Origin of the sequence: Paenibacillus gyeongsangnamensis (genome assembly GCF_027533625.1) — a bacterium.
Taxonomy (GTDB): domain Bacteria; phylum Bacillota; class Bacilli; order Paenibacillales; family NBRC-103111; genus Paenibacillus_G; species Paenibacillus_G gyeongsangnamensis.
Genome location: NZ_JAQAGZ010000017.1, coordinates 32,575 through 46,430 on the forward strand (window position 1 = coordinate 32,575; position 13,856 = coordinate 46,430).

A 13,856-nucleotide genomic window follows, 5' to 3' on the forward strand; every position below is an offset into this window, starting at 1 on the left:
CGCCGGTCTCTATAATATTTAAAGTAACGTATTCGCTACCACATTTCCTCTGAAGTATTATTCGCGTTTTTCACTCCGCTTATCGCCCTCTCATCTCGTTGACCAGCCGTTGCATCGCCTTTTTCATGTCCGAAGGCAGCAGCTTCACCCGTTCCCCGTGTCCGGGAAGCACCCATTCGAACGTTTCGGCGGCAAGCCGTTCCATGGAAAGCCCCTGCTCTTCCCAGGAATACCAGCAGTAATCGTCGAACGCCTCCAGGGCCCCTCGGTGCCGTTCCCATGCCAAGTGATCACCCGTGAACAGAAACCGTTCCCGATACAGCAGCACCATCGAGCCACGTGTGTGGCCAGGAACGACGACGATTTTCATTTCGTTATCCCACCGCACATCCTCGAACCCCTCGATCACATGCTCCGCATCGGGCTGCGCCGCCCTCTCGATCGCATGGATGATGCGCTTCGCGCCGAACCGCTCCGCATACAACTTTGCATCCGCCACATCGTCTCGGTGTGTGAGGAAAATTGTATCGATGCCGCCCATTTCCTCGAATCGTCGAACCAAGGAGGGCACGAAGCGCGGCGCATCGACAAGCCAATTGCCGTTCGGCCGTACGATAAAATACGAGCTTCCGCCGAACGATTTGGGTGACGTATATCCGCAATAATGGACATCGTCCTCCAACAGCAGCGGAAAGTCGGCCATCGCCTCGGCGATGCCGCCCTTCTCCTCGCTCACGATAGCCGCTGTCGGACAAGCGAGCAAGGCATGCAGTGCCTGCTTCCGCTCCGGCCCTGTTTCCGGCTGGCGGGCGACGGCGGAGGATCCTTTGGCTTCGGTGAATACCGTCGGTGCGAGCTGGCGGCACGTATCGCAATCGATGCAGGCGGACGTGACGTACAGCGCTCCGGGTGCGTTCGTATCCAATCGGCGATGCGAGCTCATACGATTAACCTCCGTCTCGTATAAAAATAATTTCCCTTTTTCCTTACAATACCATGCCCCCCGACTTTTCATCTACTTGCTTGTCGCGCGACGTCTGGCTAATACCCATTAATATCGATTTGGGGTATATTTTATTCTTTTAGGAGTTAAAGCTTTTAATAAATCATTAAAAAATCCTGCATAACGAACCACTCGTAAGGTTGTCTCGCAGGATCGAAATCATGTTTAAAGACTTCTATTTGACATTTACATGTTGATTTTGAATGTAGGTTTTCATTACAAACGCATAATCGTCCGCATCTAAACCAAGATTATTCCCATTTTGATCTGTTTTGCTAATGACAAAATTCCCTTTAACGATTCCCCTTGCAAAATACGGATTCGCGGGTAAATCCAGTACGTTACCTTCATGATTACAGTATAAGATATAGTTATGCTCTAATTGGACACATTGAACAGACCCGCCAACTAGCTCGTTTAATTCATTAGGCATTTGTTGAAATGACGCTCCTTCCCCAGGACGAGCGACCAGCACCTTTGTCATATGTCACCACTCGTTTCACTGCTTAAATTCTCGCCGTCATTGTCTATTTCTCCATTGAGCTGCTTGGCATATTCGCGTATCAAATCGAAATTCTTATTGTTGTACGGCTGCATTTCATTTTCAGGTCTTTTATTAATAAATACGTTATTATTCTCATTCTGCATCCTGCCCACCCCTTCTGAGTATAGGATTTCCCTTGTCGACATTATTATCCTTTCCATACAGGAACCATGTCGTTAGTCCAAGCATTGCTGCCTCTTTCGAATAAAATAATTATTACCTTATTTATATGAGCCAACAAGCTTATCAAAGGAAGTGCGAGGATGTCCATCCAGTCACCGATTGAAGAAATGTATGGAATCAAGGTAAAGGAAGCTGTAAATGTACATGATGTCATTAGGATCCAAACAGCTACGGATACCTATTGTTTAAAAAAATATGATTTTCCGGAAGATAAGGTTCGGTTCATTACCAGAATTTTCTCCTGGCTTGAACAGTCCGGATTCACCCGCGGTCAAAGGGCTTTACCTACATTGATGCATTCAGCTTATGCAACTTATGATGGCTCTCATTACACACTAACGAACTGGGTTGACGGCCGCAAACCTGATTTCCAGCATGTTGACGAGCTTAAACAAGCAATACGAACCTTAGCCAAGTTCCATAAAATTTCGAAAGGGTTTCCAATAGAAGAAGCCCCACCCTCCAGAATCCTATATTCCAATCTCTATCATGGTATCACGGGTTATAGAAATGAGCTTATTTTGTACAAACATACGGAGCATTTGGTTCCGTTATGCGATGAAGCTTTGGAATACTTAAGCCATCCCTTCGTTGTCGAGGCCATTGCAGCGGAACAAAGAGTCTCCGCATTTATACACGGCGATTATAATTATTCTAACTTAGTCAAAGACAAGAGGAGCAAGTTGCATGTCATTGATTTTGATAATGCTTCCTTAAACGTTAGGATGAAGGATTTGTCCCATATTCTCCATCGAAATTTTGTTTGGGACGCAAGCGGGATGCTTCATTGGATCGATTATTATCAGCAAAAACGACAGCTGAGCCAATACGATTTAACCCTCCTATACGCACTCTTGATTAATCCTTATCCTGTCTACCGAAGTATCAAGATCAGCGGTTTACGACATGCAAAATCGGTCATTCCGACGAAAACCCAATTAAAGCGATTTAAAAGGGAGCTGCGAGCTTTGCTGTGATTCATCAGTGACACCTCGTTACAGTGGTCCCCTTCCCTCCTCGATCCTCCCCTCACATCTCTTTCTTGCTATTTGTCCCTTTCAATTCGCTTGCAATTTGAATATGCTGAAGGACTAGTTATGAAGGAGGTGATATCCATGCTTCAGCTCAATGGAATCGTAGGGGGAAATGCTAGCATTGCCGTAGGCCCCAGGAAAACCTTATTACTTCAGCAAATCGTGATTAACGTTAGAAAAGGACAGAAGCTCGTGTTAAAAGACATTAGTTTTCTGTTTAACAACGATGCTTTCGCTATTAAGGTAGAGGCCCAACCTTCTCCCGGCACTTTTATAGCAAGGGGAGGCGCCGGCGATTTGCATCCCAATAAAGTGCTGTTCAACAATAATTCGGGGGCAGAAGTTCGGATCTTTTTGCTTGTAAGTGCCGTGAACAGAGCAAGGAATACACGTTCATTAAGCCGTTCGGATAGCTGGCATTTGAACCTCCGGCTGCGGTAATCTACAGTTATGAGCTTAAGAAATCAGTCTCGCAATAAGGAAAGCTGCGCCGGCTGCTAGTCCGCCTGTGAGTGTAGTTGCCGCGGCGCTCTTCCATGCGTTTGTCCCCATAAACTTCCCCTTGGCGTAACCAAACACGAACAGGGCGATGAGCGTAACGATAATGGAAACCCATAACGCGCTCCGGGACTGATGAATCAGCATGTACGGAGACAGCGGGATAAGACCGCCAACAATGTAAGAAATCCCAATCGTAAGTGAACTGTTCCTTGCGCGTTTGGGATCCGGCCTTTCAAGTCCTAGTTCATGCTTCATCATGAAATCAAGCCACCGCTTATCGTCCGAGCATATGGCATCCGTTGCCTGTTGAAGTGTGGTGCCTTCAAGACCTAGACCGTTTAAATAATCTTCCACTTCTTGTCGTTCCCGATCGGGAAGGTGCTGAATCTCCCACTGTTCTCTGTTAAGTTCCGATTCATAATGCTCTGCGTCCGTACGGGCTGCAAGATATCCTCCAAGCCCCATCGCGATGGAGCCTGCTGCCATCTCGGCTATTCCCGCTATTACAACAGTGGCCGTCGTGTCCAGTGTGCCTGAAAGTCCAGCGGCTAAGGCAAAGGGTACGGTAAGGCCATCAGACATGCCAATAACAATATCACGGACCGTTTCCGAGGCACGAAAGTGTTTTTCAGTGTGTTCATATGGCTTCGTATTCGGCATCCTATGCGCTCCTCTCCGAAATATCATTTTATCGTTTCCCTTAAAATTCCACATGCTGCTGTCTTTTATGACAGTTGCATGTGGAATTTTAATCTTCAAAGTTTCTGTTTATCGGAAGTCTTCTGATGAGTAAGCTCATTCAGCATTTGCTTAATCCGGTTTAATTGTTTTTGCATTTCCACATTTTCTTGTTCCGCCTTATAGTTGATCGCAAAGTCGATCATTGCTTCATGTTTATCGCGAGCCGCTTGGCGATTTTGGCTCATCAAAATAACAGGGGCTTGAAATCCCGCTATGAATGACAAAATCAAATTGAGCAAAATAAAAGGTGGCGGATCGAAAGGCTTCAAGAAACTATTCCAAACGACCCAACCCAATAGAAAACAAGCAAATAGGATAATAAAATTCCAACTGCCCCCGAACGAGGCTATGGAGTCTGCAAACCTTTCCGACCATGTATAGTTTCTTTGTTGTTCCAGGTTAAGTCTGGATTTAATACGACCTTTATATTCAGTGATCAATTTCTCCAGCCGCTTCACATGCATTTCATTCAATTCCTGCAGTTCATCTTCTTCATTCTCCAAAGTATCGATGATGGATACTTCATCTTCAATTTTCTCCTTTAGCCGATACTTCTTCACATCCTTAATCATCAAATCCACCTCCTATTCTAAATTTTAAACTAATTATTTATGATAGAATCCTCGATTGAGTCGGTATTGAGAGCAAAAGGCTGCCGATTCATCGGCAGCCCTTAGTTATATAACTTATTATCAAAAATTATATATGAACCCACTTACGGATGAGAAATGACCGATTCTCGTATTTTTGTAAACGAACGATATAATAATCCAACTGCTGACTTAAATTAATGACTTCCTGATCCAATAATCCCTTTTCTAAAGCTAGCTGAATCATATTTTCTCGAAGCTGTTCAATTTTTAAATTCAAAAAATATTTTGACAACCCACTCCGCTCCTCTTATTTATATTGCTTTCATTTTAGGACTTTTTATCAGAGAAGTATGTCAAAACCTGTCGTGCAATCGTGAACAATTCGTAACAATTTTAGTAAAAAATGCGTCCTAGCAGCGACCGGATGAATATTTTTTAGAAAAATGAGGAAGCCTTACGAAATGAATGTTAGCTATTCTTAACACTTTATGCTGCAAGTGGGGAAGCGACATGGCCAATTCCAAAGCTGGAATCAGCTTTTTGCAACTGTTTATGCTCATGATGCTCTTTAACGGGTTGATCAGCCATGTCATCGTAAATCCGGTACTGCTGGATGCGGCCGGCAGGGATGCCTGGATATCGGTATTGCTTACCGCCGTATTGTATCTCCCTTGGTGTGCCCTGGTTGTTTATATCATGCGGAAATCGAACGGGCAAAAGCTGCAGCCGTGGCTGGCACAGCAAACAACCCCGTTACTGTCGTGGTTAATGCTCGCTCCCATCGGCTTACAGCTCTATTTGATCGGAATCATGACGTTACTGCATACGACGATCTGGACTGTAGCGAATTATTTACCTGCCACCCCGCAGTATGTATTGATCATTGTTACCATTGTCGTCTCACATTACACGGCCAAACACGGAATCCGTACAATTGCGATCGGTGCCGGAATATTGCTCCCGCTTGTCGTTTGTCTCGGTTTTTTCGTGTCGATAGCGAATACTTCGGACAAAGATTGGTTCATGCTGAAGCCTTTTCTGGAACAAGGTTGGAAGCCTGTCTTCAACGGGATGCTGTTCGCCGGGGCGGCGTTTTGCGAAATAACGTTGGTGCTGCTGCTCCAGCATCAACTGAAAACGAAGGTGAAGGTATGGCAGATGACACTGCTCGGACTTGTCCTCGTTTATATTACGCTTGGTCCGATCGTTGGAGCAATTACGGAATTCGGTCCCAAGGAGGCGGCCAAACAAATGGTGTCGCCTTATGAGCAGTGGCGTCTTGTAAAAATCGGGAGTTATATCGAGCATGTCGACTTTTTATCGGTTTTTCAATGGCTTTCCGGAGCCATGGTACGAATCAGTCTCGCACAATTTTTGCTGGCCGATCTGCTGCCCTTCCGCAAAACTCAATCGCGTAACCGGTTTACCCTAATCATTACTTTGAGCTATATTGTTCTAGCAATCGTCATAAGCAATTATCATTCGTTTTATCTGGAAATGTTCGAGAAATATTTGATCATTTCCTTATTCGCCATTCTGACCTTGACTTCGATTTGGATTGTCATCGCCTGGTTTGCCAAACCCTTCAAGGAGGGAACTTTATGAACGACTGCAAGCCTGTTCAGGCAACGGCTTGGACCGAACAAAAGCTGCGTCACCTGTTCCAAAATTCCTTCGATGTGCAAATTCAACTTATACGTTTTGATGAGAACGGCGATGGTTCCGATACCTTGCTGATTTATTCGAAGGGCTTGTGCGATACTTCTCAAATCGCGAAAACCGTACTTCCGGATTTGAATCAAATGTATCGGCAACATGGCTTCGATCCGCTGTTAAACGGACGTACGTTCGGCCTGCTGCCGCTAATTCTCTTCGAGGGAGAGATCCTCAAGGAGCAAATTACGGATTCGGTATTCCAAGGTGATCTTGTCATCGTTTTCATGAAAACAAACGTTATGTACAAGCTTAATATTGGCAAACGCCCGGAACGCTCTCCCGAAGAGTCAAGCACCGAGATTTCGATTAAAGGACCTAGAGACGGCTTCGTGGAAAATTATTCGATTAATATCGCGTTGATCCGTAAAAGGATTCGAAGCAGCTCGCTTTGCTGTGAAACCATAGTGCTCGGACGAAGAACGAGAACGAACATCGCTTTGATGTATTTCCAGGATCTATTGTCTCCCGACATCCTGAAAGAAGTCCGCTCGCGGCTGAATAAAATCGATGTGGATGGTATTTACAGCATCAATCAGTTGGAGGAATTGCTCGCCGATGTCAAGTACCCTATATTTCCTTTGCTCGCTTGTTCCGGGCGTCCCGATTATGCAGTCAGCAGCCTGCTTGCCGGAAGATTCGTCATTATCATCGACGGCAATCCGTTGGTTTTAATCGGTCCCGCTACGTTCGGGCTCATATTGAAATCGCCGGAGGATGTCCATTTCAGCTTTCAGTACATATCGTTTGCCCGTTTGGTCCGTTTGCTTAGCTTTTGGCTTTCCGTGCTGCTGCCAGGCTTTTGGGTCGCTTTAACTGCTTTTCATCAGGACCAAATCCCTTTCCCTTTAATGGCCACGATATCGGTGGCACGACTAGGTCTGCCTTTATCGGCGCAATTGGAGATGTTCGTGCTGCTGCTGCTCCTGGAAATTTTCCGTGAAGCGGGCGTACGGCTGCCGCAATCGATCGGTCAGACGTTGACCGTCATTGGCGGCTTGGTGATCGGCGATGCCGCCATTCGTGCCGGCCTCGTTTCGCCTTCCGTTGTCGTCGTCGGTGCCATAACGGCGGTGATGGGAGTCACACTCGTTAACCAAACGCTCAGCACCGTTGTCAGCGTTATTCGGTTCGTCATTTTTGTCGCTTCTTCGATCATAGGCATGTACGGGCTTATACTGGGCTTGATTTTGCTTCTGTTTTATATGGCTAAGCTGCGGTCATTCGGCGTTCCCTATTTGGCGCCGTTATCTCCGCCCTTTTTTAAAGACATAATGAAAGGATACCTGCGACCGCCCTGGCGCAAATTGAAGCATCGCCCTGCAGAACTTCACCCCATAGATCCGGATCATAGCGGGGATGACGACCGATGAGAAAAACAGCAGTCAGCACCGCGCTAGCCTGCTTCATGATCGTGTTCCTAACCGGCTGCTGGAATTCCAAAGAAATTCAAAAAATGGCCTACGTGACGGCGATCGGCCTCGATTACGAGAACGGGAAATATATTACGTATGTTCAAGTGCTCAACTTTTCCAATATAGCCAGGGGTGAGACCGGAGAAGTAGGCAAAAACGTACCGGCTTGGATCGGCAAAGGGGAAGGCGTCACCGTTACGGAGTCGTTCAATTCCATCTACTCAACTTCTCAGCTAAGGATATTTTGGGGACATGTGAAAGCGATTGTCGTGAGCGAACGCTTTTTGAAAAATAGTGAACGGGTAAAGGAAGCATACGATATGTTAAACCGTTACCGGGAAGTCCGGTATAACATATTGTTATACGGCACGAAAGAGCCGCTGCGTGACATATTAAGCCAGAAATCGATTCTCAACCTGTCTCCGCTTGATACTTTAATGGATACATATGCGCAGATGTATTCCCAGCGCTCGTTTATATTGCCGACATACGGTTATAAAATCATTGCTCAGTTCAATGAGCCCGCGGTTTCAGCCACCCTTCCTTCCCTGTCCATCGATCGCAAATCATGGTCCGAGGATAAGCGTGAGCGGCCGATGTTCAGAATCGACGGAGCTTATTATTTCCACGCTCAACAATTGACCGGCTGGCTTTCCGAGAAAGACCTCGAAGGGTATCGGTGGCTGCAGACCAAGCTGGAGCGCTCTCCGATCAATATTCCGGATAACAGCAGCCCCGACGCCGCGGTTGTGCTGATAAAGCCGAATGTACATTTTCAATACGTCGTTAAACATGGGAAACCCTACTTCAGCATTCATTTGACCATGATGGCTTACGTGGATGAAATGGTCCGCAATTTATCAAAGAAGCAGATCGAAGAGAAATCCGCACAAGTGATCAAAGTACAAATAATAGAAACATACAACAAGGGATTAAGTATTCAAGCGGATGTCTTGAAGCTTGGGGAGTATTTGTACCGGGAAAATCCGAAGCTGTGGCAAAGCCTGCATCATGACGGCGAGCTTATAATTGAACCGGATTCGCTGGACTCGATTGATGTGAAAGTCACGCTGATGCATACCGGCAAATACAAAGGAAGAGTAGATTGACGAATCAACAGCGGCGGCAGCCCTTCATGGTTGCTGCTGCCTACCTTATTAGCGTGCATTTTCTCCTTAATTAAAAACTTGATTTTTCCGCTGCATCGAATGAAACAAATTCCTCTCCTTGTTGATAAAGCGAGCGCTTTCTTAGCTTCCTGAACTGCATCCATGAGCATCTCTCCCCTTTCTTTCCACATTATACGATAAGCTACCTCACTCGTTTTCTTCCGACCGCGCAAAACCACATAGGAACACTTGGCGCGGCATCGTCAGATAAGGGTTCATCCAGGCGCACGATTTCAAATCCGGCCGATTGGAACCCGTTAATATACTCCGAAATCGGACGATGGTAGGAACCAACGATGGAACGGATGGTTCCGACGCCATGAGATTTCCATTATTGCGGAGCATAATGGGAAACCTTTCTCCCGCCCTCTTTCAAAGGATAACTAAAAGGCGACTGAAAACAAGGATGCATAATAGTCCAGAACATCGTTCCGCCCGGGGCAAGAACACGATGAACGGTGTGAAATACCGCCATAAAGTCGGGCACATCCATCAGCATCAAATTGGAGACCACATAATCCATCGAACCGTCGGAAATGGCTTTCAAATGCATCGCATCATCATGAATCCACTCGACAGAACTGGATTTAGTACGGGCAAGAGCAAGCATCTTTTCACTAAGATCAACTCCTGTTACTTTAGCCCCCTTGACCGAAAGCTCAGCACTGAGCTCCCCCGGCCCGCAGCCGATATCGCAAATGTGCTTTCCTTCCATTTCTCCTTCCTTCGCTAATTGCTCCAAGATGTACATGTACCTTCTCAGACCATCTTTTTTTACCGTCTCCTCGTACTTTTCGGCAATGAAATCAAAATTGCTCATATTCCCCGTCCTCCCGCTTCCAAGTGATCAGTTTATGATTTTATAGTAGTGGCGGAAAGTCATTTTGTAAAATATGTAAATTCGAACGTATCATTCTAAATCTTAGATTGTTAATTTAAAACCTATACCAATCAGCGATACGTTAAAGGAGCAATTAGGGAAGCTTCGGTAATTATGGAAATTGAAAAACCAGCCTAAGGGACTGGTTCGAGGTTGAATAACTGGGATTGATGCGATCGAACTCCCGCTTCTTAAACTGGCTATCAATTGTTTTCTTTAAAGAACAGCGCTCTTATGGCGAATCGAGGCAAAATCAATTGTCTTCGCCATCTCGAAGGTTGATTCATTAATCTAAACAGCCATTCAATATTCAGCTTCTGCCAAATTAACGGCGCCCGCTTTACTTTTCCGGCTATGATATCGAGACTTCCTCCGACACCTATAGCCATTTTGGCATGAAGCTTGTTTTTATACTTATGAATCCATCGCTCGGCATAGGGAGCCCCGATGGCAACGACTAGAACATCAGGTCTTAAGGAACCGATCTCTTCGACAATCTTAACTTCTTCCGCAGCTTGATCAGCAGGTCGCAGCCTGTAACCCGTTCAGGAAGCGGATTCCCCTTCAAGCGCGATACCGTGACGATTCCAATACCGTCGGCTGTAATAAGTCCCGCCTCGTCAATAATCTTGCGTAACTGATCATCATGTTGACAAGCCATTGTAATTTCCGGATTCAGCGTAAGCACAATAATCGAATTACGCTAACGATTCCTAGGGAATTCAGCTGCTATTTTATCATTTTATCCAGAATCTTTTTACAACATTTCCGTCTTCCTCCACGTAATTTGAATCCGGTATTCCTCCATTTCTCAAAATCGTTCTTTCGGATGCGATATTGTTTTCGTCACAAACAACAAGGACATCAGCAATTCCTAAATCTTTTGCCTTTTGCAGGGATAAAGCTAATAATATGCTGGCGTAGCCTTTTCTTCTCTCTGTCGGACGTATTCCGTATCCAATATGCCCGCCGGAGTGGAATAATTTTTCCGTTAAACGATGCCTGATGTTAACAGCGCCTACGATCTTTTTTTCCTCCTTAAGCAGCCAGAACGTGGAGGCAGGTACCCAGTGATCCGGTAAGTTCTCCTCTTTCTCGGAGTCATGGAGGAATTGAATCATCGCTTGGAAGTCTGAAGGGTCTTTACTAATAACCCAGGGCACCATTGACTCTCCGCTTTCCATCCATTCTTGATAAAAAGCGAGATATTCGTCTTTTAAGTCAAAAGTCGGTTTGACCAAAGACAAACGCGTCTCCATCTCCTCACCCCCGGATACCATATTTATCCTATAGTATCACAAAATAACACAATTGGCCTCCTGCAATGGCAAAACACCGATCCACCGCCTCATATATTACATTCTCATTCTATTTAAGTCCCGCTTGGTGAATCCCCCTGCGAATATTACTCCACATAAACTACTATCTGGTGAATGGAATTGTTTTCATATCCCTTTGCGTTCCACTCCCCGTGCAAAGGCTGCGTGTTCCCGTTGGAATCTGTTGCTTTCGATTTAAGCAGGTATGTCCCCGCTTTGGAAGCGTGCCATTCCCATATCCATCTCCGCCAGCTATACCGTTCTTCCGGATCTATCCAGGTTGCCGGGTACCAAGTCTCTTCATCGTCCAAATTTATTTGAATTTTTGAAACAGGCACTTCACCCGACCAAGCAGCTCCGAATACATGGTGGGTTCCTTTTTTTAACACGGCCCGATCCGTCGGTTGTGCGATGACGGAATTGACTTTCATCACGGTAACCGGTCTGGGACTTTGATTAGGATCCGAAGGATAGACAATATAGTCGATCTTTTGATACGGTCCTTGAAAAGGACGATCGGAGACGATTATTCTCTGAAGCCATTTAACGGAAGCCATGCCATACCACCCCGGAACAATTAACCTTGCAGGGTAACCATGCTTATAAGGAAGAGGTTTACCATTCATAAATAGCGCTATGAGCGTATCCGGATGTATAGCCTTATATATTGGCAAGCTTCTGGAGTAGATGAAGGTTCCGGGCATATCCGTACGCTGCCCTGAATCCATGCCTTCGAAAATAATCTCTTGCGCTTCGCTTAAGATTCCTGTAGACTGAAGGATCTCCCGTAATCGTACTCCGGTCCAGAGGGCATGGCTGACTGCGCCAAGCTCCCACTGCTCACCACGGACCTTAGGCTCATAAAAAGCTCTTTTATTGCCGGAGCATTCCAACGTAACCGGCAAAGTCACTTGGGGCATGTTTATTAAATCGTTATAGCTAAGCTGAAGCGGATTTCGCACGCAGCCTTCTACGTTCAGATGCCAGTCATGCGCAGGAAGATACGGATACGGAAAATGATTGCGGACATAATGAAGAGCTTCCGGAGTGATTTGGCTTGAAAGAGACAGCATAGGAAACTCTTGATTCTCGGGAATGACGGATCGAGGTATTCGCTGAGGATGATAGAGCCTCAAAATGATCTCCCCCTTAAAACAATGATTCTTATTTTATGAAAACATCCTTCAGACCATTACCTTGAATAAGTTTGTATGAAATGATCGTCTTGAAAGTTATGGAGTGCCAATGATCATTCGTAAGAGGAAAGCTGATCGGCATAAAAAAGCACCATCGAATGATGATGCTTCGCCATTGCCCGAACAGTTGCTGTCGTATGTCAAAGCTGCCCAGCGGCAGCCTTCAAGAAATTCATCGTTCTATTCCGGTAGATGTTTGTTTTCATCCGGCCCGCCTAAATTGCATTAGACGAGCCGGTGAAATCGATTTTGGCTGCTGTTATTATAAACAGTGCCACCATGATTCTACGATCTGATGAGCGACCACAGGGTGATATCCTTTTCCGATCAGATAGGCGACTGCAGCAGCCTCCCTTAAAGCATGTTCAGTGGAGATCAATTCAGCTTCGATCAAACCGTGTTGAACCCATGGTTCTACCGCAGATAACGTTTCGTGCATTAAATAATGTGCATGATCATACGCCGGATATGAATAATAGTGATATGTCATTGACAACGTTAATCATCCTTTCAGTATTTTGAAGACTCTTCAGCATATGCCTATATCGGTTGACGTGTGCTGGTCTAAAAAGCAAGACATACGCCCATTTGTTCCTTATTACTTTGAAGCAGGCTTGTTCAAATGACCGGCGATCCCTTTACAGATCAAACGCTCACTCAACGATTAGGAAAAGAGCCTTGTCACTTCACTGGCCCCATCATGGTAATAATGACTTTTACCGCAACGTTGATATCCGCTTCGGCGAGTGCATCGCCCCAATGATCTTCCACTTTCTTATACTTGTCATATTCATGTGCCCGTCCATAGAGACTAGCCCGATCGGGTCGATATGATGCTTTTGTATTTTTTTAATGAGGCTCTTGATTTGTTTTTGCGCTTGTTCAGAAATCATGTTCTCCAATTGATTTCCTTTCCTTCTTACATCATAAGCAAATAATCTTTCAGTAAGCGCAGCGGGCATCGTGACATGAATATCAAACTGAAATTTATCCTGACGATAGGAGGTCTTTACTTTCGTTTTTATTTTTTCCGCTTCAATGGTTATTTTGTCTGCATCGAACCGACCGCGTTTTTTCGGTTCACCGGGAATGGAAAAGGTCAAGCTAACGGATTTTTTTGCATTTTGCTGCAGTATGTGCAATATAATCGTTTCCTGCATATCCAACGAAACGGCATATTTGCCTGTATGATCAAGCTGCGTGGACCCGGTCAGCTTTACCTCATAGTCCTTTTTGATTTCCGAGATTGATGGCGTTTCCCCTTTCTCATACATTTGCCGGTGCAGCTCCTATAATGTCGTTCTGACCGTTTCTGATGATTTGTGCTACGTATCGATTAAGCCCGCCATGCGGAACCACTCTTCATTCTAAAGAACACGTTTGCCGATAAGCAAAATTTGCGTCTTCCTTCCGAGGACAGCGCCTGCCTTATAAGCATCCAATCCTCCTCTCGACTGACGGTGCGTCTTCGCTTTCACTTCGATTTCTTGGCTTTTCTTCTTAACGTCTCTGCTGAACCTCGATCAGCGCAAAGGTTTAACATTTCAGTTTTGGTGAGACTTTGA

15 protein-coding genes and 1 pseudogene are annotated in these 13,856 nt (G+C 45.5%); 5 read left to right on the forward strand and 11 right to left on the reverse strand.

Annotated elements, in window-relative coordinates; genetic code table 11:
* Window positions 1-79: 79 nt before the first annotated feature.
* From O9H85_RS23695 to O9H85_RS23705, 3 genes are all read right to left on the reverse strand, one after another.
* On the reverse strand, window positions 80-943 hold the full coding sequence (locus O9H85_RS23695) for an MBL fold metallo-hydrolase (protein ID WP_269883889.1): 864 nt from the start codon (window positions 941-943) through the stop codon (window positions 80-82).
* A 235-nt stretch (window positions 944-1,178) separates the two neighbouring features.
* Window positions 1,179-1,487 (reverse strand): DUF3846 domain-containing protein, encoded by a 309-nt coding sequence (locus O9H85_RS23700; protein WP_269883890.1) that lies wholly within the window; start codon window positions 1,485-1,487, stop codon window positions 1,179-1,181.
* Complete coding sequence (locus O9H85_RS23705; protein ID WP_269883891.1) at window positions 1,484-1,651, reverse strand: hypothetical protein; 168 nt, start codon at window positions 1,649-1,651, stop codon at window positions 1,484-1,486. The genes O9H85_RS23700 and O9H85_RS23705 overlap by 4 nt, the downstream gene beginning before the upstream one ends.
* 159 nt (window positions 1,652-1,810) lie before the next feature.
* Between O9H85_RS23705 and O9H85_RS23710 the strand changes: the two genes are divergently transcribed.
* Window positions 1,811-2,707: a phosphotransferase gene (locus tag O9H85_RS23710; RefSeq protein ID WP_269883892.1), complete on the forward strand. Its 897-nt coding sequence runs from the start codon at window positions 1,811-1,813 to the stop codon at window positions 2,705-2,707.
* A 138-nt stretch (window positions 2,708-2,845) separates the two neighbouring features.
* A complete protein-coding gene (locus O9H85_RS23715) occupies window positions 2,846-3,205 on the forward strand; it encodes a hypothetical protein (RefSeq protein ID WP_269883893.1) in 360 nt (119 codons plus the stop codon).
* 15 nt (window positions 3,206-3,220) lie between these two features.
* Here the strand turns inward: O9H85_RS23715 and O9H85_RS23720 are convergent, their stop codons facing one another.
* The 3 genes from O9H85_RS23720 to O9H85_RS23730 all read right to left on the reverse strand — a co-directional run bounded on the left by O9H85_RS23720 (window position 3,221) and on the right by O9H85_RS23730 (window position 4,891).
* Entirely contained in the window at window positions 3,221-3,925 is a 705-nt protein-coding gene (locus tag O9H85_RS23720; RefSeq protein ID WP_269883894.1) for a VIT1/CCC1 transporter family protein, read from the reverse strand.
* A gap of 95 nt (window positions 3,926-4,020) precedes the next feature.
* Window positions 4,021-4,578 carry a DUF1003 domain-containing protein gene (locus O9H85_RS23725; RefSeq protein ID WP_269883895.1) on the reverse strand — a complete coding sequence of 186 codons (558 nt, stop codon included), beginning with the start codon at window positions 4,576-4,578 and terminating at the stop codon, window positions 4,021-4,023.
* Between the two features lie 127 nt (window positions 4,579-4,705).
* The gene (locus tag O9H85_RS23730) at window positions 4,706-4,891 is read right to left on the reverse strand and encodes an aspartyl-phosphate phosphatase Spo0E family protein (RefSeq protein WP_269883896.1); all 186 of its coding nucleotides are present in this window, start codon (window positions 4,889-4,891) and stop codon (window positions 4,706-4,708) included.
* 218 nt (window positions 4,892-5,109) lie between these two features.
* Between O9H85_RS23730 and O9H85_RS23735 the strand changes: the two genes are divergently transcribed.
* Genes O9H85_RS23735 through O9H85_RS23745 form a run of 3 tightly spaced genes read left to right on the forward strand, consistent with a single transcriptional unit; the run spans window position 5,110 to window position 8,836 of the window.
* Window positions 5,110-6,204: an endospore germination permease gene (locus O9H85_RS23735; protein ID WP_269883897.1), complete on the forward strand. Its 1,095-nt coding sequence runs from the start codon at window positions 5,110-5,112 to the stop codon at window positions 6,202-6,204.
* Entirely contained in the window at window positions 6,201-7,685 is a 1,485-nt protein-coding gene (locus O9H85_RS23740; protein WP_269883898.1) for a spore germination protein, read from the forward strand. The genes O9H85_RS23735 and O9H85_RS23740 overlap by 4 nt, the downstream gene beginning before the upstream one ends.
* Window positions 7,682-8,836, forward strand: coding sequence for a Ger(x)C family spore germination protein (locus O9H85_RS23745; protein WP_269883899.1), 1,155 nt, complete (start codon window positions 7,682-7,684; stop codon window positions 8,834-8,836). The genes O9H85_RS23740 and O9H85_RS23745 overlap by 4 nt, the downstream gene beginning before the upstream one ends.
* Window positions 8,837-9,227: 391 nt before the next feature.
* Here the strand turns inward: O9H85_RS23745 and O9H85_RS23750 are convergent, their stop codons facing one another.
* The 5 genes and pseudogenes from O9H85_RS23750 to O9H85_RS23775 form a co-directional block, all read right to left on the reverse strand.
* Window positions 9,228-9,716, reverse strand: a complete 489-nt coding sequence (locus O9H85_RS23750; RefSeq protein ID WP_269883900.1) for a class I SAM-dependent methyltransferase — start codon at window positions 9,714-9,716, stop codon at window positions 9,228-9,230.
* Between the two features lie 263 nt (window positions 9,717-9,979).
* Window positions 9,980-10,437, reverse strand: a pseudogene (locus tag O9H85_RS37530) (WecB/TagA/CpsF family glycosyltransferase).
* Window positions 10,438-10,513: 76 nt separating this feature from the next.
* A complete protein-coding gene (locus O9H85_RS23765) occupies window positions 10,514-11,035 on the reverse strand; it encodes a GNAT family N-acetyltransferase (protein WP_269883902.1) in 522 nt (173 codons plus the stop codon).
* Window positions 11,036-11,181: 146 nt separating this feature from the next.
* Complete coding sequence (locus tag O9H85_RS23770) at window positions 11,182-12,231, reverse strand: sulfite oxidase (protein WP_269883903.1); 1,050 nt, start codon at window positions 12,229-12,231, stop codon at window positions 11,182-11,184.
* A 776-nt stretch (window positions 12,232-13,007) separates the two neighbouring features.
* Window positions 13,008-13,565: a Ger(x)C family spore germination C-terminal domain-containing protein gene (locus tag O9H85_RS23775; RefSeq protein ID WP_269883904.1), complete on the reverse strand. Its 558-nt coding sequence runs from the start codon at window positions 13,563-13,565 to the stop codon at window positions 13,008-13,010.
* Between the last annotated feature and the right edge of the window lie 291 nt (window positions 13,566-13,856).

Excerpts from the sequence above, each read along its gene's own strand:
- O9H85_RS23735 (WP_269883897.1), top strand. The coding sequence starts at position 5,110 with ATGGCCAATTCCAAAGCTGGAATCAGCTTTTTGCAACTGTTTATGCTC.
- O9H85_RS23715 (WP_269883893.1), top strand. The coding sequence starts at position 2,846 with ATGCTTCAGCTCAATGGAATCGTAGGGGGAAATGCTAGCATTGCCGTA.
- O9H85_RS23775 (WP_269883904.1), bottom strand. The coding sequence starts at position 13,565 with ATGTATGAGAAAGGGGAAACGCCATCAATCTCGGAAATCAAAAAGGAC.
- O9H85_RS23750 (WP_269883900.1), bottom strand. The coding sequence starts at position 9,716 with ATGAGCAATTTTGATTTCATTGCCGAAAAGTACGAGGAGACGGTAAAA.
- O9H85_RS23720 (WP_269883894.1), bottom strand. The coding sequence starts at position 3,925 with ATGCCGAATACGAAGCCATATGAACACACTGAAAAACACTTTCGTGCC.
- O9H85_RS23725 (WP_269883895.1), bottom strand. The coding sequence starts at position 4,578 with ATGATTAAGGATGTGAAGAAGTATCGGCTAAAGGAGAAAATTGAAGAT.
- O9H85_RS23765 (WP_269883902.1), bottom strand. The coding sequence starts at position 11,035 with ATGGAGACGCGTTTGTCTTTGGTCAAACCGACTTTTGACTTAAAAGAC.
- O9H85_RS23705 (WP_269883891.1), bottom strand. The coding sequence starts at position 1,651 with ATGCAGAATGAGAATAATAACGTATTTATTAATAAAAGACCTGAAAAT.
- O9H85_RS23700 (WP_269883890.1), bottom strand. The coding sequence starts at position 1,487 with ATGACAAAGGTGCTGGTCGCTCGTCCTGGGGAAGGAGCGTCATTTCAA.
- O9H85_RS23745 (WP_269883899.1), top strand. The coding sequence starts at position 7,682 with ATGAGAAAAACAGCAGTCAGCACCGCGCTAGCCTGCTTCATGATCGTG.
- O9H85_RS23740 (WP_269883898.1), top strand. The coding sequence starts at position 6,201 with ATGAACGACTGCAAGCCTGTTCAGGCAACGGCTTGGACCGAACAAAAG.
- O9H85_RS23710 (WP_269883892.1), top strand. The coding sequence starts at position 1,811 with ATGTCCATCCAGTCACCGATTGAAGAAATGTATGGAATCAAGGTAAAG.
- O9H85_RS23695 (WP_269883889.1), bottom strand. The coding sequence starts at position 943 with ATGAGCTCGCATCGCCGATTGGATACGAACGCACCCGGAGCGCTGTAC.